This window comes from Pseudomonas sp. D1HM (assembly GCF_019266105.1).
GTDB classification, from domain to species: Bacteria; Pseudomonadota; Gammaproteobacteria; order Pseudomonadales; family Pseudomonadaceae; genus Aquipseudomonas; species Aquipseudomonas taetrolens.
On sequence record NZ_LRMN01000003.1, the window covers coordinates 424,498 to 441,794 of the forward strand.

The 17,297-nt window shown below is 58.8% G+C and carries 14 protein-coding genes; all 14 read right to left on the bottom strand.

Translation table 11 applies throughout. The features are described from left to right. Positions 1 to 49: 49 nt before the first annotated feature. The 14 genes from AWM69_RS05095 to recJ all read right to left on the bottom strand — a co-directional run bounded on the left by AWM69_RS05095 (position 50) and on the right by recJ (position 17,243). Positions 50 to 598, bottom strand: a complete 549-nt coding sequence (locus AWM69_RS05095; RefSeq protein WP_218725899.1) for a hypothetical protein — start codon at positions 596 to 598, stop codon at positions 50 to 52. Positions 599 to 611: 13 nt separating this feature from the next. Continuing rightward, the gene (locus tag AWM69_RS05100) at positions 612 to 1,328 is read right to left on the bottom strand and encodes a TetR/AcrR family transcriptional regulator (RefSeq protein ID WP_131652615.1); all 717 of its coding nucleotides are present in this window, start codon (positions 1,326 to 1,328) and stop codon (positions 612 to 614) included. 169 nt (positions 1,329 to 1,497) lie between these two features. Beyond that, positions 1,498 to 3,000 (bottom strand): lysine--tRNA ligase, encoded by a 1,503-nt coding sequence (gene lysS, locus AWM69_RS05105; protein ID WP_131652614.1) that lies wholly within the window; start codon positions 2,998 to 3,000, stop codon positions 1,498 to 1,500. Positions 3,001 to 3,115: 115 nt separating this feature from the next. Continuing rightward, a protein-coding gene (gene prfB / locus AWM69_RS05110; protein WP_111724335.1) for a peptide chain release factor 2 occupies positions 3,116 to 4,211 on the bottom strand; the annotation gives its coding sequence in 2 pieces (ribosomal slippage) (positions 3,116 to 4,138 and positions 4,140 to 4,211; 1,095 coding nt in all). Positions 4,212 to 4,642: 431 nt separating this feature from the next. Continuing rightward, positions 4,643 to 5,644 carry a PleD family two-component system response regulator gene (locus tag AWM69_RS05115; protein ID WP_131652613.1) on the bottom strand — a complete coding sequence of 334 codons (1,002 nt, stop codon included), beginning with the start codon at positions 5,642 to 5,644 and terminating at the stop codon, positions 4,643 to 4,645. A gap of 52 nt (positions 5,645 to 5,696) precedes the next feature. Continuing rightward, positions 5,697 to 6,707 (bottom strand): chemotaxis response regulator protein-glutamate methylesterase, encoded by a 1,011-nt coding sequence (locus AWM69_RS05120; protein WP_218725900.1) that lies wholly within the window; start codon positions 6,705 to 6,707, stop codon positions 5,697 to 5,699. Next, positions 6,704 to 9,004, bottom strand: a complete 2,301-nt coding sequence (locus AWM69_RS05125) for a hybrid sensor histidine kinase/response regulator (protein WP_218725901.1) — start codon at positions 9,002 to 9,004, stop codon at positions 6,704 to 6,706. The genes AWM69_RS05120 and AWM69_RS05125 overlap by 4 nt, the downstream gene beginning before the upstream one ends. After that, on the bottom strand, positions 9,001 to 9,687 hold the full coding sequence (locus AWM69_RS05130) for a chemotaxis protein CheW (RefSeq protein WP_218725902.1): 687 nt from the start codon (positions 9,685 to 9,687) through the stop codon (positions 9,001 to 9,003). The genes AWM69_RS05125 and AWM69_RS05130 overlap by 4 nt, the downstream gene beginning before the upstream one ends. Then, the gene (locus AWM69_RS05135; RefSeq protein WP_218725903.1) at positions 9,684 to 10,940 is read right to left on the bottom strand and encodes a protein-glutamate O-methyltransferase CheR; all 1,257 of its coding nucleotides are present in this window, start codon (positions 10,938 to 10,940) and stop codon (positions 9,684 to 9,686) included. Before AWM69_RS05135 ends, AWM69_RS05130 begins: the two co-directional genes overlap by 4 nt. Next, positions 10,937 to 11,452, bottom strand: a complete 516-nt coding sequence (locus AWM69_RS05140) for a chemotaxis protein CheW (protein WP_218725904.1) — start codon at positions 11,450 to 11,452, stop codon at positions 10,937 to 10,939. The genes AWM69_RS05135 and AWM69_RS05140 overlap by 4 nt, the downstream gene beginning before the upstream one ends. Beyond that, complete coding sequence (locus AWM69_RS05145; RefSeq protein ID WP_131652607.1) at positions 11,452 to 13,074, bottom strand: methyl-accepting chemotaxis protein; 1,623 nt, start codon at positions 13,072 to 13,074, stop codon at positions 11,452 to 11,454. The genes AWM69_RS05140 and AWM69_RS05145 overlap by 1 nt, the downstream gene beginning before the upstream one ends. A gap of 211 nt (positions 13,075 to 13,285) precedes the next feature. Further along, complete coding sequence (locus AWM69_RS05150) at positions 13,286 to 14,005, bottom strand: tellurite resistance TerB family protein (protein WP_218725905.1); 720 nt, start codon at positions 14,003 to 14,005, stop codon at positions 13,286 to 13,288. A gap of 75 nt (positions 14,006 to 14,080) precedes the next feature. After that, a complete protein-coding gene (locus AWM69_RS05155; RefSeq protein WP_218725906.1) occupies positions 14,081 to 15,187 on the bottom strand; it encodes an NADH:flavin oxidoreductase/NADH oxidase in 1,107 nt (368 codons plus the stop codon). Positions 15,188 to 15,533: 346 nt separating this feature from the next. Beyond that, complete coding sequence (gene recJ / locus AWM69_RS05160) at positions 15,534 to 17,243, bottom strand: single-stranded-DNA-specific exonuclease RecJ (protein ID WP_131652604.1); 1,710 nt, start codon at positions 17,241 to 17,243, stop codon at positions 15,534 to 15,536. Positions 17,244 to 17,297: the final 54 nt, after the last annotated feature.

Consider the following 17,297-nt stretch of genomic DNA (forward strand, 5'->3'; position numbering starts at 1 on the left):
GTTGGTAATCGTCCACCCGGTGCTCCTTGAATAGGCGTGAAAAGCAGTGCTACTGGGTCACGCGCTGATAGCGGGCAACTTCAACAAATACATCGGAGTTGGCCGGGTCATCCAGATAGGCAAAAACCCCGGCCGCGGGGCTGTTGACCACCACGGTGCTGCCATCACCGGTTTCAACCACATCACCGCTCAAGTTCGACTGGGCGATGGCTTGTTTGATTTGCTCGAGGTCCAGCTCGTAGATCACCAGCTCGTTTTTATCGGTCAGTTCAAAACCGGCCAACACATAATTGCCGCCCTTGCTGGCAGGGACTTGCGCCGACGCATACCAGCGGATGCCGTGACGGGTCATGGTAAATGGATGGGCTTCACGTTCTTTGGGCTTGGCCTTAGGGTAGCTCACGGCGGTGTAGCGGTTTTTGCCATCCGAGCGGATGATCAGATTTTGGGCCTCGCCCCAGGCATCCTTGCTGCTCCAGGTACCCAGCAGGCCTTTCGGGGCAGCCTGGGTGTCCGGCAAGGGCTCAGTGAATGTCACCAGGCAGCCGTTCAACAGCAACATGGCCAGAGCCATGATCATTACGCGCCAAGCTTTCATGCCTGCATCCTTCTTATAGAGCGGCCAGCACCAAGTGCATGTAGCGCGTAAGAATACCCAGCCGGTCATCATCCGCCACCGGTTGCGCGCCAGTAAGTAAGCCCTGATATTCCATCCGACCGATTATCGCCGTCAAGACATTGGCATCCTGCTGCGGTTGTTTGGAACCCAGCACCTGAAATATCTGACACGCACCCTGCCATAAAATTTGCTCATGGGAGCGGACTAATACAGCCAGACGCGGATTATGCAAAGCCGCCTGGTGGAAAGCCTGCTCAGCCATGAGGTGTTCACGACGCGTGAGCAACTGGTGCTGTACATAGTCCGCAGCCATGTGCGCGATTTCATCGGCCAGCAGTCCGCGCGACTCCGCACTGCCATCACCATAGGCCACCAGCTCTCGCAGTTTGCCCTCGGTATTGAGCCATAACTTGGCCATGAACGCGGCGCTGCGCTCGACGTACTGGGCAAACGTGTCATTGAGCAGGTCATCGATGTCTTTGAAGTAATAGGTGGTCGCCGACAACGGCACCGCGGCTTCGGCCGCCACTGCACGGTGACGGACGCCGCGTATCCCGTCCCGCACCACGATACGCATCGCCGCATCGAGAATCTGCTGGCGGCGCTGTTCGCTGCCATGCCGACTGGCCTTGCGCCCCTGATACTGAACACTTTCAGCCACCGCCGCGGCGACGCCTGCCGCCCCCTCCTGAGCTCTGGACCGGTTCATGAAACACTCCTTTGTTTAGAACTACGATGAACACTTTGTCGTCGCTGCCGGAGACTGCAATAAGAGCCTGTTTCAAGCCCGATCGCAGCCTTGGGCCGCAGCCACCCAAAAACAGCATGTGCCAGACAATAAAAAGCCGCCTGGAATGGCGGCTTCTTATTTCGCATCGTTACGCTTCGGGGCGCATGTGCGGGAACAGGATCACATCGCGAATCGATGGCGAGTCGGTCAGCAACATCACCAGGCGATCGATACCGATCCCTTCACCGGCAGTCGGCGGCATGCCGTATTCCAGAGCACGAACGAAGTCAGCGTCGTAGTGCATGGCTTCATCATCGCCCGCATCCTTGTCGGCAACCTGAGCCATGAAACGCTCGGCCTGATCTTCGGCATCATTGAGCTCGGAGTAGGCGTTGGCGATTTCACGACCACCGATGAACAGCTCGAAGCGGTCGGTGACGTTAGGGTTCTCGTCGTTACGACGGGCCAGTGGCGATACTTCGAACGGGTACTGGGTAATGAAGTGCGGCTGTTCCAGCTTGTGCTCGACCAGCTCTTCAAAAATCATCACCTGCAGCTTGCCCAGACCTTCGAAGCCCAACACCTTGGCGCCGGCTTTCTTGGCGATGGCGCGAGCCTTGTCAATGTCCTGCAGGTCGGCAGCGGTCAGTTCCGGGTTGTACTTGAGGATCGAGTCAAACACCGACAGACGCACGAACGGTTCGCCGAAGTGGAACACCTTGTCGCCGTACGGCACGTCGGTAGACCCCAGAACCAACTGAGCCAGTTCGCGGAACAGCTCCTCGGTCAGGTCCATGTTGTCTTCGTAGTCGGCGTACGCCTGGTAGAACTCAAGCATGGTGAATTCTGGGTTGTGACGGGTCGAAACGCCTTCGTTACGGAAGTTGCGGTTGATCTCGAACACCTTTTCGAAACCACCGACCACCAGGCGCTTGAGGTACAACTCAGGCGCGATACGCAGGAACATTTCCATGTCCAGCGCGTTGTGGTGCGTTTCAAACGGCTTGGCCGCAGCACCGCCCGGGATGGTTTGCAGCATCGGTGTTTCAACTTCCAGGAAGTCGCGCTGCATCAGGAAGTTGCGGATGTGAGCGATCACTTGCGAACGCACACGGAAAGTGTGGCGTACTTCTTCGTTAACGATCAGGTCAACATAACGCTGGCGATAGCGCTGCTCGGTGTCGGTCAGGCCGTGGTGCTTGTCCGGCAGCGGACGCAGGGATTTGGTCAGCAGTCGCACGTTGGTCATTTCAACGTACAGGTCGCCTTTGCCGGAACGGGCCAGGGTGCCTTCGGCGGCAATGATGTCGCCCAGGTCCCAGGTTTTCACGGCAGCCAGGGTTTCTTCCGGCAGGGTTTTGCGGTTGACGTAGACCTGGATGCGACCGGTCATGTCCTGAATCACCATGAACGAGCCACGGTTAAGCATGATGCGACCCGCAACCTTGACCGGAATTGCGGCTTCAGCCAGCTCTTCCTTGGTCTTGTCGGCATATTGCTTCTGCAGATCCGCGCAGTAGTTATCGCGACGGAAATCATTCGGAAAGGCATTGCCCTTGGCGCGCTCGGCTGCAAGTTTTTCTTTGCGCAGTGCGATCAGGGCGTTTTCTTCCTGTTGCAGGTCTTGCGGGTCGGGTTGTTGGTCGCTCATGTCTTAAAAAATTCCATCACAGGTTCGTTGCCCCCGCCTTGCGGCAGGGGGAAGCGGGCTTTGGCGCGCCCTTGAGGCATCGCGTCAGCTGCGCACTTTACGGTTGTTACGCGACTTACAGCCCTTGTTTCAGGCTGGCTACCAGGTATTCGTCGATATCGCCGTCGAGCACTTTGTCGCAATCGCTGCGCTCGATGTTGGTACGCAAATCCTTGATACGCGAAGCGTCGAGTACGTACGAGCGGATCTGGTGTCCCCAGCCGATGTCCGACTTGGTGTCTTCCAGGGCCTGGGAGGCAGCATTGCGCTTCTGCACTTCCTGCTCGTAAAGACGCGCCCGCAGCATTTTCATCGCGGTGTCTTTGTTCGCGTGCTGCGAACGTTCGTTCTGGCAGCTCACCACGGTGTTGGTCGGTACGTGAGTGATACGCACGGCCGAGTCGGTGGTGTTTACGTGCTGACCACCCGCACCGGAGGAACGATAGGTATCGATCCGCAGGTCTGACGGGTTGATGTCAATTTCGATGTTGTCGTCGATCTCTGGCGAAACGAAGACTGCCGAGAACGAAGTATGACGACGGTTGCCCGAATCGTAAGGGCTTTTACGTACCAGACGATGGACGCCGATCTCGGTGCGCAACCAGCCAAATGCGTATTCGCCTTTGATGTGCACGGTCGCGCCTTTGATCCCGGCCACTTCACCGGCAGACAGTTCCATGATGGTGGCATCGAAGCCGCGCTTGTCGGCCCAGCGCAAATACATCCGCAACAGGATATTGGCCCAGTCTTGCGCTTCGGTACCGCCGGAGCCTGCCTGAATGTCCAGGTAAGCGTTGTTGGCGTCCATCTCACCGCTGAACATGCGGCGGAATTCGAGTTTTTCAAGGGCTTCGCGCAGACGCTCGACTTCAGCCGCCACGTCATCCACGGCAGCCTGGTCTTCTTCCTCGGCAGACATCAGCAGCAGGTCTTTGGCATCGGCCAGGCCTGTGTGCATCTCATCCAGGGTTTCGACGATCTGCGCCAGCAGGGAGCGCTCGCGCCCCAGCTCCTGGGCATAGGAAGGGTTGTTCCAGACACTCGGATCTTCAAGCTCGCGATTGACTTCGGTCAGACGCTCATGCTTTTGATCGTAGTCAAAGATACCCCCGAATGGTTTCGGAGCGCTCTGACAGGTCCTTGATGCTATTAAGGATCGGGTTGATTTCCATGGCTGGCAGCACTCGTAGGCGATTTTTACAAAGCCGGGGAGTATACCGTAAACACAACGTATCAGCAGCCCGTCCGGCGGGGTTATAAGGCGGTTTCGGGCTGTTTTTTTCTGTGGCCGCGGATCCGATACCAGGCGGTATCAGGTACCTTGGAGGCTCAGGATTTACCCTCGCGGCGCAATCGGACGCGGCCTCGCTTCACTCGAGCGCTGCTACCAAGAACCAGTCCCCCTATCGCACAAACGCCATTCGTAGCCGCTGACGAGCAGAGCAATGCCGCGTCCGGCGCTAAAGCCCGGTGTGCATGCGCCCCGGATCAGGGGTGATGCGCTAGCCGCTGCCGAAGGCTGCGCCGGGATGCACCGTTTTGAAGGTCCTTCGGCCCTTTTCGCAGCCTGCGGCAGCGGCTACAAAGGGTATTCGTAGCCGCGTTACTCAACTCCCACCTGGTTGCGCCCGTTGTTTTTGGCCAGGTACAGCCCCTTGTCGGCCGCCAGGATCAATTCACGACAGTTACTGCTTTGTTGCGGGACCAGGGTGGCCAGGCCGATGCTGATGGTCAGGCGGTTTCCGGCAGTCGGTGAGATGTGGGGGATTTTCAGAACCTCGACAGCCTGGCGAAGTTTTTCTGCCACCAGCCGGGCACCCCCTTGGGAAGTATTGGGCAAGACAATGGCAAACTCTTCCCCCCCATAACGGGCCGGCAAATCTGAAGGCCGGCTACTGGCATCGCGAATGGCCGCTGCCACCTTGCGCAGTGCCTCGTCTCCGTCGAGATGACCAAAGCTGTCGTTGTATGACTTGAAGTAATCGACATCGATCATCAGCAGCGACAGCTGGGTTTGCTCACGTATGGCGCGCCGCCACTCCAGCTCCAGGTACTCATCGAAATGACGACGATTGGAGAGTCCGGTCAGGCCGTCGGAGTTCATCAGCCGTTGCAGCACCAGGTTGGTGTCCAGCAATTGCTGCTGGCTGACACGCAGCGCGCGGTATGCAGCGTCACGCTGCAACAGCGTCATGTATGAACGCGAGTGATAGCGGATACGTGCTACCAGCTCGATGTTATCCGGCAACTTCACCAGATAATCATTGGCACCTGCCGAAAAGGCCGCGCTTTTGATCAACGGGTCCTCTTTGGTGGAGAGCACGATGATAGGAATATCGTGGGTAGCCGGGTGATTGCGGTATTCACGCACCAGCGTCAGCCCGTCAAGCCCCGGCATGACCAGGTCTTGCAGGATCACCGTCGGCTTGATCCGAATAGCCTGGGCAATTGCTTCGTGGGGATCGGCACAAAAATGAAAATCGATGTTCTGCTCAAGCGCCAACCCGCGACGCACGGCTTCCCCGATCATGGCCTGATCATCTACCAGCAACACCATGGCGGCGTTTTCGTCAGTTTTAACGTCGTCCAACTGCAACTTATTCATGCGCGTTCACCTGAATTACTGCCTTCAAGCCAGTTCTGCGGGGGCTTATTCATCATTTGAGGAATACCTCCAGCAAGCGTGGCGCGATCTTGTCCAAGGGGCGGATTTCAACCGCGGCATCAATATCGGCCGCCGCTTTGGGCATGCCAAATACCGAGCTGCTGAACTGATCCTGGGCGATAGTCAGAAAACCTTGCTGGCGCATGAGCTTGAGGCCTTGTGCCCCATCACGGCCCATGCCGGTCAACAACACCCCCACCGCGTCGCCGTTCCAGTACCTGGCAACGCTTTCAAAAAACACATCGATTGAAGGACGATAAATCTCGTCCACAGGCTCGGCGGTGTATGCCAGCGTGCCGTTTTTCAATAAGCGGATGTGATGGTTGGTACCGGCCAGGAGCACCGTTCCGGCCTGAGGGGTTTCACCGTCCCGCGCCAGACGCACATTCAGCCCGCATGAGCTGCTTAACCATTCAGCCATGCCGGCAGCAAACACCTGGTCGACGTGCTGGACCAACACAATGGCCGCGCTGAACTCTCGGGGCAGTCCCTTGAGCAATACTTCGAGAGCGGCCGGACCGCCCGCCGAAGAACCGATCACCACCAACCCTTTTCTTAACCCCTGCAGACGTGGCGACCCCAACACCGACTGGACCCGCTTGTCCCCCTGCCCCATCAACCAGCCAATGTTGAGGATCTTGCGCAATAGCGGGGCAGCCGCTTCCCTGGCATTGCCGGCACCCAGCGCGGGAGTATCGACCACATCCAGCGCACCGAAGCCCATGGCCTCAAATACACGATGGACGTTTTGCTCGCGATCAACCGTGACAATCACGATGGCACACGGGCTCTCGGCCATGATCCGGCGCGTGGCTTCGACGCCATCCATGACGGGCATGATCAAGTCCATCAAAATCAGGTCCGGGGTCAGTTCGGCGCATTGCCGAACCGCCTCTTCACCATTGCTGGCAACCCAGACCACTTCATGGGCAGGCTCAAAGGCAAGCGCCCGACGCAAGGCTTCAACCGCCATGGGCATATCGTTGACGATCGCGATTTTCATGACTGCGCTCCTCCGATGAGCTCAACCACCGCATCAAGCAGGGCATCGTCATGGAAACTGGCTTTCGCTAAATAGTAGTCGGCTCCGGCATCAAGGCCGCGCCGACGGTCTTCTTCCCGATCCTTATAAGACACCACCATCACTGGCATCGATTGCAATCGGTTATCTCGGCGTAACAGCGTTACCAGTTCAATACCGTCCATGCGTGGCATATCGATGTCCGTGATCAACAGGTCGAAATGCTCGGCGCGCAAGGCGTTCCAACCGTCCATACCGTCTACCGCCACCGCGACTTCATAACCCCGGTTGATCAACAGCTTGCGTTGCAGTTCACGCACGGTCAGCGAATCATCCACCACCAGAATACGTTTTCGGGCCAGCTCTGCCGTGTGCCGATTACGCCGATCGATACGCTCCAGGCGTCCGGTATTCAGCAGTTTGTCGACGGATCGCAGCATGTCTTCCACGTCAACAATCAGCACCGCAGACCCATCATCGAGCAAGGCACCTGCCGAAATGTCCTGCACCTTGCCCAATCGGGGATCAAGGGGCAGTACCACCAGCGTGCGTTCGCCTATAAAACGCTCCACCGCCACCCCATACACCGCATCACGCTCGCGGATAACCACCACTTTGAGGGTTTCATCTTCGCTCTGACTCGGCGGGCGCTGCAGCAACTGGCTTGCCGCAACCAGCCCCACGTGCCGTCCTTCATGCCAGAAGTGCTGACGCCCTTCGAGCTGCACAATTTCATCAGGGCGCAAGTCTCGCATGCGTTCGATATGCGCCAGCGGGAACGCGTAGGCTTCGTCTGCGACCTCAACCACCAGACTGCGCACCACCGACAATGTCAGCGGCACTTCCAGATGGAAGCGACTGCCACGACCAGAGGTCTGCTCCAGCACAATGGCCCCGCGCAGCAAACGTACCATGTGCTGCACGGCGTCCAGCCCGACGCCCCGTCCGGAAAGCTCAGTCACGGTATCGCGCAGGCTGAAGCCGGGTAAAAACAGAAAGCTCAACAGCTCTTCTTCACTCAACTGGGCCGCCGTCGCTGCCGTCGACAACTGACGCTCGACAATGGTCTGGCGCAAACGCTCAAGGTCAACACCGGCGCCATCATCGCTCAGTTCCAGAACCAGCAAGCCCGCTTGATGCGAGACATGCAAGCGAATCACGCCTTCGCCGGGCTTGCCCGCCAATAGCCGCTGCTCAGGGGATTCGATACCGTGATCAACCGCATTGCGCAGCAAGTGAGTCAGTGGTGCTTCGAGCTTTTCCAGCACATCGCGATCGACCTGGGTTTTTTCACCTTCAATTTCCAGGCGGATCTGCTTGCCCAAGGTCCGCCCCAAGTCACGCACCATGCGCTCCTGCCCCACCAGGACGTCGGCAAACGGCCGCATGCGACAAGCCAGCGCGGTGTCGTAAAGCAATTGCGCACGCTGACCCGCGTGCCAGCCAAACTCATCCAGCTCAGCGGTCTGCTCGCTGAGCAAATGCTGCGACTCGGCCATTATCCTCCGCGCATCGGTCAACGCCTCTTGCGCTTCATGGCCCAGCCCCGCGTGCTTGAGCTGCTCGCTTAGAGCGTCCAGCGCACGCAGGCCGCTACTTTGCATCCGCTTAAGACGTTGCAAGGTCGCCAGATAAGGCTTGAGACGCTGAGTCTCCACCAGGGATTTACTGGAAAGGTCGAGCAGGCTGTTGAGACGCTCCGCTGTCACCCGCAATACCCGCTCGCCGCCTTCAGTCAGGCGCTGAGTCCGACGAACAGGCTCCGGAATCACTTCGGGCTCGATCCGCTGCACAGGCGCGGGGTCAATCACAGGCGCCGCCGGCTCTGGCGTCAGCAATAAATGAGAGACATCAAATGCGGGCGATGCAACCCGTGTGCTGCTGGCTGAAGGATCCAGCAGCCGCTCCATCAGCGCCACATAGGCCTCAATATCGGCCGGTCCCACATTGGCACTGCCCGGTGTGGCAATGCGCATCAATAAATCCGTGCCCTGCAGCAAGGCGTCAATATGCTCGCGCTGCAGGTACAAGCGTCCTTCCTGGGCGCTGACCAGGCAGTCTTCCATCACATGAGAGACGCTGACTCCGGCATCGACCCCCACAATCCGCGCCGCGCCCTTGAGCGAATGGGCTGCACGCATACAGGCTTCCAGTTGGTCTGCCTGAGTCGGATTTCGCTCCAGCGCCAACAAGCCGGCATTCAAGACCTGGGTTTGAGCTTCAGCCTCAAGACTGAACAGCTCCAGCAACGAGGCATCACGCATTTGCTCGGGGGTCATGTCAGGCTCCGGGTGATGGCACTCAGCAGTTGCTCTTCGTCCAGCCAGCGCAGGCTGCGGTCTTTCCACTGCAGTACGCCCCGGGTGTACTTGGCGCTGACATGTTCGCCGGAGTTCGAGGCCGCGCTCAACGTACGCTCTTCTATGGCATGGATGCCGTCCACTTCGTCCACCGGCAGCACCACCGGACCGCCTTGGGCCGCCACAATCAGCATGCGCGGCATCACCCGCCGGGCGGTGGTCACGGTCACCGTCGGGTCCAGGCCCAACAATTCCACCAGAGACAAGCACGGCACCAGCGCGCCTCGTACATTGGCCACACCCAACAAGGCCCGCGAGCGCTGGTGAGGCAGCGAATGGATCGACTGTGTCGGCGAGACTTCATCCAGACAGCCCGTCACCAACCCCAGCCATTCTCCCCCCAGACGAAAGATCATCAGCGAACGCGTCGCGACTTTTTGCGCCAGGCTCTGCGAGGCGTAGAGTGCGTGATGCTCTTGCTCGAATGAATAACGGTCCAGCAAACGTGTCGCTGCAGCCGAATACACAGCGCAATTGCGACAATGGATATGTTGCGCCAGCAATGGGCAGGATTTGTCGCCATAAATACCGATGCGGTTCCAGCAATCGTCAATGGCTTGTGCTTCGGTATGGATCAAGCTCTGGGCTGTTAAACCGCTCATTGTTTACGCTCGCTGTGAACGGAACGCTCGTTACGGGCTGCACGCGCCTGCAAACGCTGGGCACCGGCAATATCACCCTGGGAGGCCAATAACGCGGCCAGATGCACCAGCGCTTCTGAATGCTGGGGTTCCAGGTACAGGGCCTTGCGATAAAACCCCTGGGCCTGGGTGGTCTGCCCTTCGACATCACTCAGCAGGCCCAACCAGTAAAAAGCCTGTGCGTGCGGGCCATGCTGCTGCAGGTACTGCTCGCACAACGCACGGGCTTCACGGCTCTTGCCCTGATTGGCAAGGACGGCAATTTGCTCAAGCGACGCGACAGGTTGAGCGATAGCCGGCGGTGCGCTCGCCCACGCCGGAGCCTTCGGACGTGGCGTGAAAGGCCGGGCAGCCACAGGTACCGGACGTGTCAGCGGTCTGGGTTCAGCCAGCAATGCGGGTGGTGCAGACACCGGCTCGCGATTGTGACAAAAGGCAAATGACTGCGGTGCCCCCATCGAACGCATGCCCAACCTGACGAGCAGGCTACCCTCTGCCGGACCGATGAACAGTACGCCCTCTTCACGGGTCAAACACTTCAGCACCGCCAGTGCTTGCTGCTGGGTTTTGAGATCGAAATAAATCAGCAGATTGCGACAAAACACAAAGTCATACGGGACGTGGCTGGACACGAGCGTCGGATCCAGCAAATTGCCCGTGCGAAAGCTGACCTGTTCACATACCCGGCTCGACAGCTGGTAGCCGTCGTGCTCAAGGGTGAAATAACGCTCGCGAAAACCGGTGTCCTGGCCGCGAAAAGAGTTTTTTCCATACAGCGCACCCTGCGCACGCTGCACCGAGAGCGGACTGATATCCAGCGCATCAACCTTGAATTGATGCCCTGCCAGACCGGCATCGAACAACGCCATGGCAATCGAATAAGGCTCTTCACCGGTCGAACATGGCAGGCTCAGAATACGCAGCGTTCGCTGGCTGGCCATTTCAGTCAGGCGCTCCCTGGCCAGCCGTCCCAGTGTCACGAAGGATTCCGGATAACGAAAAAACCAGGTTTCCGGCACGATCACCGATTCGATCAGGGCCTGCTGCTCATCCTGAGAACTGAGCAGGCGCTGCCAGTATTCCTCGTGTGTGGCCATGTGCAACGCAGTGCATCGCTGGCGCACCGCGCGCTCGATGATGGCCGGCCCGACCGAGGCCACATCCAGACCGATGCGTTGTTTCAGGTAATCGAAGAAACGTTGATCGGCACTCATGCAGGCTCCCGCACAGAATCAGCGTCAGGGCCCAAGGGGAAAAGCAAGGCACGAACAGCTGGACTCAGCAGGTCGACGACCTCAACCCACTGCAGCAGCCCCTTATCGTCTTTTCGGACCGGCCCCAGATAAGGCGCATCGCGATTGTCGATACCATGCGGCTGGAAGTCGGCCGGATCACAACGCACGGTATCGCTTGCCTGCTCGAGTATCAGCCCGAGCAATCGTTCACCGTAGTTGACCAGGACCAACCGGGTGCTGGTCCGGGCAACGGCCGGGTTGCCGAAGGCCATTGCGCTGATATCAATCACCGGCACCATTTGCCCACGGTGCTCGAACACCCCGGCCACCCACACGGGGGCCTGCGCGATCGGCTTGAGCGGCAGGCGCGGCAAAATCTCAACCACATCGGTGGCAGGCAATGCAAAACGCTCATCGCCGATATAAAACACCAGGAACAGACGGTGTTTCGACAGCACCGCGCCCGGATGTTTGGCTAGAGGTGCGCTCATCAGACTTTGAAGCGCGAAACGCCGCTGCGCAGTCCAACTGCAACCTGACTGAGTTCGTCGATTGCAAAGCTGGCCTGGCGCAAGGACTCGACGGTCTGGCTGCTGGCATCGCCCAACTGCACCAGCGCATGATTAATCTGCTCGGCGCCCGTCGCCTGGGCCTGCATGCCTTCATTGACCATCAGCACGCGCGGGGCCAAAGCCTGCACCTGATGGATAATCTGCGACAACTGCTCGCCCACTTGCTGCACCTCGGACATGCCGCGGCGGACTTCTTCAGAGAACTTGTCCATGCCCATCACGCCAGCGGAAACCGCCGACTGGATTTCACGCACCATCTGCTCGATATCATAGGTAGCCACGGCCGTCTGGTCGGCCAGACGCCGCACTTCAGTGGCAACGACCGCAAACCCGCGGCCGTACTCACCGGCTTTTTCAGCTTCAATGGCGGCATTCAGCGACAGCAGATTGGTCTGGTCGGCGACTTTTACGATGGTCACCACCACCTGATTAATGTTGCTGGCTTTTTCATTGAGAATTGCCAGTTTGGCATTCACCAGGTCGGCAGCCCCCATCACCGAGTGCATGGTTTCTTCCATTCGGGCCAGACCTTGCTGACCGGAGCCGGCCAATATCGAAGCCTGATCGGCCGCCGAGGTCACCTCAGTCATGGTGCGCACCAAATCACGGGACGTGGCAGCAATCTCGCGGGAGGTTGCACCGATTTCAGTGGTGGTGGCCGCGGTCTCTGTAGCAGTGGCTTGTTGCTGCTTGGACGTGGCTGCAATTTCAGTCACCGACGTCGTGACCTGCACCGAGGAGCGCTGGGCCTGAGACACCAGAGAAGTCAGCTCCGTCATCATGTCGTTGAAGCCGGTTTCAACAGCACCGAATTCGTCTTTGCGTTCCAGGTTCAAACGCCGGCTCAGGTCACCGGAGCGCATGACCTCAAGGATTGAAACGATACGCTGCATCGGCGACATGATTGCCCGCAGCAACAGCAAGCCGCACAGGCCCGCCGCAATCACGGCAAGGAACAGTGAAATCAGCATGCTGACCTTGGCTGCCAGCACCGAATCGGCAATGGCATTCGTCGCTTCGACAGCCGACTGGCGGTTGGCATCGATCACATTGTTGAGTTGCTTGCGCCCTGCCATCCAGGTCACGGCCAATTGCTCGGCAACCATATCACTGGCCTGGTCGAACGCTTTGTTCTGATAAAGCTCAAGCACCTTAGCCAGTACCTGGCCATATTGTTTATGCAGATGCTCGAACTCATCAAAAGAGCTGCGATCATCCTGTTCATAGATAGTGTTGCGATAATTTTCCAGCTCTTGATTCAAACGCTCTTCATAGCTGGCGTACAACTGGCGATCCTCGCTGGACAGCTCACGCCGGTTGCTGGAACCCACCAACTGCAGGGTCAATACATAGCTGTCAACCCAGGCACTGCGCATCATCGAGCTGTAATGGACGCCGGGAATCGAATCGTTTCGCACGGCCTCTTCGCTGCTCTCGATCGAAAGCAAACGCGAGTAGGCCACCACCACCATCAGCAACATAATGGCGATGATCACCGCAAAGCTTGCCAATATGCGTTGGCGCAACGTCCAGTTCTTCACAGTCGATCCTCGGAGCCATTCAAATGAGGGGGAGTATAGCGGAGGGGCTGTGAGGATACGCAGTGTCGTTGCGACCGTTCCCACAGTAATTAGTAAAAAGAATTACAACAAAATCAGAACACAGTTAAAGCCGATTATGCCCCAGAGGCGAACCGCAGCCACGAGTCCTGTGAAAGCCGGGATCACCCGCTTCCACAGGACGATCATGAGGTCATAGCGCCGCTTGTTTGACCTGTGATTCAAGCTCGGCCTTGAGACCCGGATCCAGCTTCAGCTGTTTGGCCAGCTCATCCAGGTATGCCCGCTCCATGAAGTGTTCTTCGTCTACCAGGATCAGGCTGGCGATATACATTTCGGCCGCGATCTCAGGGGTGCTGGCCGCACTTGCCACTTCCGCCGGGTCCAGCGGCTTGTTCAGTTCGGTCCTCAGCCATTGCTGCAAGGCCGGGTCGCCATTGAGCTTGGCGAGTTCACCGTCGATCAACTGACGTTCCCGCTCGTCCACATGACCATCGGCCTTTGCCGCGGCCACCAGCGCCTTGATAATCGCCTGACCATGCTGCTCGACCTGTTGCGGTGCAACACGATCAATGGTCTGCGGTTCAGTTTGGGGGGCCTTGCCCTGATTCGCTTGCCAATTGCCATAGGCTTTGTAGGCCAGCACGCCAAGCGCCGCCAGCCCGCCGTAGGTCAGGGCCTGACCGCCATATTTGCGGGCACTCTTGTTGCCCAGCAACATTCCCAGCGCACTGGCGGCCAAAGCCCCGCCACCCCCCCCCCACAGCAAACCACCCAACCCGCCGGAACCACCCAGCAGGCCGCCCAGACCACCTTTATCAGCACCGGAGGCGGAGCCTTGCGCGCCCTTTTTATCCTGCAACATTTGTTGGCCGGACTTGAGTAACTGATCGAGCAATCCACGGGTATTCATAAGCTGCCTCCAGAAATCAGGTTCAGAAAGGAAACCCGCCTGAATGGCGGGTCAAAAACACGTACTGCCTTCAATTCATTCCCGCAAATCCGACTCATGGATGGGTTGGTCGCGGTGAGTTGCACGCTGATATTGCGCAGGCCAGATTGCCTTCTTGCCGCCCAAATCATCGTCAGCGTGCAACGGCCAATACGGATCACGCAATAGTTCGCGCGCCAACAGGATCAAATTTGCCTGACCGGTGCGCAGAATATGCTCGGCCTGGGCAGCCTCGGTGATCATGCCCACAGTACCGGTGGCGATACCTGCCTCTTTGCGAACACGCTCGGCAAACCGCGTTTGGTAACCCGGTCCGACCGGGATCTCGGCATTGGCTGCCGTGCCTCCCGAGGACACATCGATCAGATCAACCCCCAGCGCCTTGAGCCGTCGCGCCAGCTCCACGGTTTCGTCAGGGTTCCAGCCATCCTCGACCCAATCCGTGGCTGACAGTCGCACAAAAACCGGAAGCTCTTTTGGCCACACTTCGCGCACAGCCTCGGTAACTTGCAGCACCAGGCGCACGCGATTCTCGAAGGAACCACCATACTGGTCGCGCCGTTGATTGCTCAAGGGCGAAAGAAACTGGTGCAGCAGGTAGCCGTGGGCCGCATGCACTTCAACCACCGAGAAGCCTGCTTTCAAGGCCCGCTTGGCAGCGTCAACAAACGCTTGAATTACCCCGTTGATCTGGGTTTCGTCCAGTTGCATCGGTGCCGTGTGGTTAGGGTCGAAGGCAATGGGAGAAGGCCCGACCGGCACCCAGCCGCCCTCTTCAACCGTGACGCTGCCGTGCTTGCCCAGCCAGGGCCGATAAGTACTGGCCTTGCGTCCGGCATGCGCCAGCTGAATGCCTGCCACGGCGCCCTGGGCCGTGATGAAGCGGGTGATGCGTTGCAGGGGCTCAATCTGCTCGTCACTCCACAATCCGAGGTCTTGGGCGGTGATCCGTCCTTCAGGTACGACTGCAGTAGCCTCCGTAAAGATCAGCCCTGCGCCGCCCACTGCGCGACTGCCCAGATGAACCAAATGCCAGTCATTGGCCAGGCCATCAACGCTGGAGTACTGGCACATCGGCGAGACCGCGATGCGATTAAGAAGGGTCAGTTTTCGCAGGGTATAGGGTTCAAGCAACAGACTCATGGGTCACCTCTAATTCCAGTGGGTAGGCTCCAGGCCAGTTCTAAGAGCCTAGTCGACAACACTGGACGCGGTGGGAAAACCCTGTGGCCGCCGCCACAGGATGTGACGGGTTGCACAGCAACCTGTTTGTTGAATGGAAAGCGTAGGCCATGCGGCCCTTGCCGCAGCCTGCGGCAGCGTCAACAGAGATGATGAAGCACGTAATCTGTAGCAGCGGACGAGTAGAACGAGGCCGCGCCCGGCTGCGCAGCGCGCCGCAAACCGACACGCCGAGAGGTCTGAATTTACGACTGCTGCAGTATTTGACTGGCGACAACGTGTCTACCGGGCACGCGAGGCCAAGGCGTTATCGCGGCTCGATATGAGCGATCATCAACTGCACCGTTTCATTGCCACGAAACTCGTTGAGGTCGAGTTTGTACGCCAGCTCGACCCAGCGAATGGTCGGATTCGGCCATACATCGCGGTCAATCCCGAATGCGATGCCATCGAGTTTCACGCTGCCACACTCGGTTTTGAGCACGACTTTCAAATGCCGCTCGCCAACGATCCGTTGCTCGACCAACTGGAATACGCCATGAAACAGCGGTTCGGGAAAGTGCTGCCCCCAAGGCCCGGCGTTACGCAGTGCCCGGGCCAGCTCGAGATGAAACTCCTCCACCGCCAGGCTGCCATCGGACAACATGCGCCCCGTCAGGTCGTCTTCACACAACTGACGCCGGACTTCGGCATCGAACGCCTGACTGAACAGAGGGAAATTCGCCTCTGGCAAGGTCAGGCCTGCCGCCATGGCATGGCCGCCGTACTTGCTGATCAACTCCGGGTGCTGTGCCGCCACCACGCTGAGCGCATCACGAATATGAAAGCCCGGCACCGAACGCCCCGAGCCCTTGAGCATGCCGTCACCGGCATCAGCAAACGCGAACGTCGGCCGGAAGTAACGCTCTTTGAGGCGTGAAGCCAGAATGCCGATTACCCCCTGGTGCCATTGGGGGTCGAACAGGCACAAACCAAACGGCAGGTTTTCGACCGTCAGGTCCTTGAGCTGGGCCAGCGCCTCACGCTGCATGCCTTGCTCGATGGATTTACGGTCCTGGTTCATCTCATCGAGCTGCACCGCCATGTCGCGCGCAGCGTTGGCGTCATCGGTGAGCAGGCATTCAATGCCCAGGCTCATGTCATCCAGACGCCCGGCGGCGTTCAGGCGCGGGCCGAGAATAAACCCCAGATCGGTCGAAGTAATGCGCGTGTGGTCACGCTTGGCCACTTCGAGAATAGCCTTGAGCCCGGGGCGCGCACGCCCGGCACGAATGCGCTCCAGGCCCTGATGCACCAGGATCCGGTTGTTGGCATCGAGCGGCACCACGTCCGCCACGCTGCCCAATGCCACCAGGTCCAGCAATTCGGCAATATTCGGTGCCTTGCTGTTTTGATACCAGCCCAGGCTGTTCAAGCGGGCCCGCAACGCGATCAGGACATAAAAAATCACCCCGACCCCCGCCAGTGCCTTGCTTGGAAACTCGCAGCCGGGCTGGTTCGGATTGACGATGGCATCGGCCGCCGGCAGCTCGCTGCCGGGCAAGTGGTGGTCGGTGACCAGCACATTCAAACCCGCTTTTTTTGCTGCCGCCACGCCTTCAATACTGGAGATACCGTTGTCGACCGTAATCAGCAGTTGCGGGGTACGGGTCAGCGCGACCTCAACGATTTCCGGGGTCAGGCCGTAGCCGTACTCAAATCGGTTCGGCACCAGGTAATCGACATGAGCCGCCCCCAGCAAACGCAGACCGAGCATCCCGACGGTACTGGCCGTTGCCCCATCCGCGTCGAAGTCACCGACGATCAGGATGCGCTGACGCTGTTCAAGCGCCACCACCAGCAGATCCACCGCGGCATCGATCCCCTTGAGCTGCTGATACGGAATCAGCCGCGCCAGACTCTTGTCCAGCTCCGCTTGCGACTGAACGCCACGGGCCGCGTAAAGACGTGTCAGCAGGGTCGGCATTTCGCCCAGGAAAGGCAGGGTTTCAGGCAGTGGACGAGGTTCGATGCGCATAAGCTGGCGGGGGATCTCTTGGTCGTATTAAAGATGAACGGATTCAGCGCGGGA

What these genes read in the sequence shown, in the direction of transcription:
- AWM69_RS05115 (WP_131652613.1), bottom strand. Translation starts at nt 5,644, where the DNA reads ATGAATAAGTTGCAGTTGGACGACGTTAAAACTGACGAAAACGCCGCC.
- AWM69_RS05120 (WP_218725900.1), bottom strand. Translation starts at nt 6,707, where the DNA reads ATGAAAATCGCGATCGTCAACGATATGCCCATGGCGGTTGAAGCCTTG.
- lysS (WP_131652614.1), bottom strand. Translation starts at nt 3,000, where the DNA reads ATGAGCGACCAACAACCCGACCCGCAAGACCTGCAACAGGAAGAAAAC.
- AWM69_RS05100 (WP_131652615.1), bottom strand. Translation starts at nt 1,328, where the DNA reads ATGAACCGGTCCAGAGCTCAGGAGGGGGCGGCAGGCGTCGCCGCGGCG.
- AWM69_RS05135 (WP_218725903.1), bottom strand. Translation starts at nt 10,940, where the DNA reads ATGAGTGCCGATCAACGTTTCTTCGATTACCTGAAACAACGCATCGGT.
- AWM69_RS05130 (WP_218725902.1), bottom strand. Translation starts at nt 9,687, where the DNA reads ATGAGCGGTTTAACAGCCCAGAGCTTGATCCATACCGAAGCACAAGCC.
- AWM69_RS05125 (WP_218725901.1), bottom strand. Translation starts at nt 9,004, where the DNA reads ATGACCCCCGAGCAAATGCGTGATGCCTCGTTGCTGGAGCTGTTCAGT.
- AWM69_RS05155 (WP_218725906.1), bottom strand. Translation starts at nt 15,187, where the DNA reads ATGAGTCTGTTGCTTGAACCCTATACCCTGCGAAAACTGACCCTTCTT.
- AWM69_RS05095 (WP_218725899.1), bottom strand. Translation starts at nt 598, where the DNA reads ATGAAAGCTTGGCGCGTAATGATCATGGCTCTGGCCATGTTGCTGTTG.
- AWM69_RS05140 (WP_218725904.1), bottom strand. Translation starts at nt 11,452, where the DNA reads ATGAGCGCACCTCTAGCCAAACATCCGGGCGCGGTGCTGTCGAAACAC.
- AWM69_RS05150 (WP_218725905.1), bottom strand. Translation starts at nt 14,005, where the DNA reads ATGAATACCCGTGGATTGCTCGATCAGTTACTCAAGTCCGGCCAACAA.
- recJ (WP_131652604.1), bottom strand. Translation starts at nt 17,243, where the DNA reads ATGCGCATCGAACCTCGTCCACTGCCTGAAACCCTGCCTTTCCTGGGC.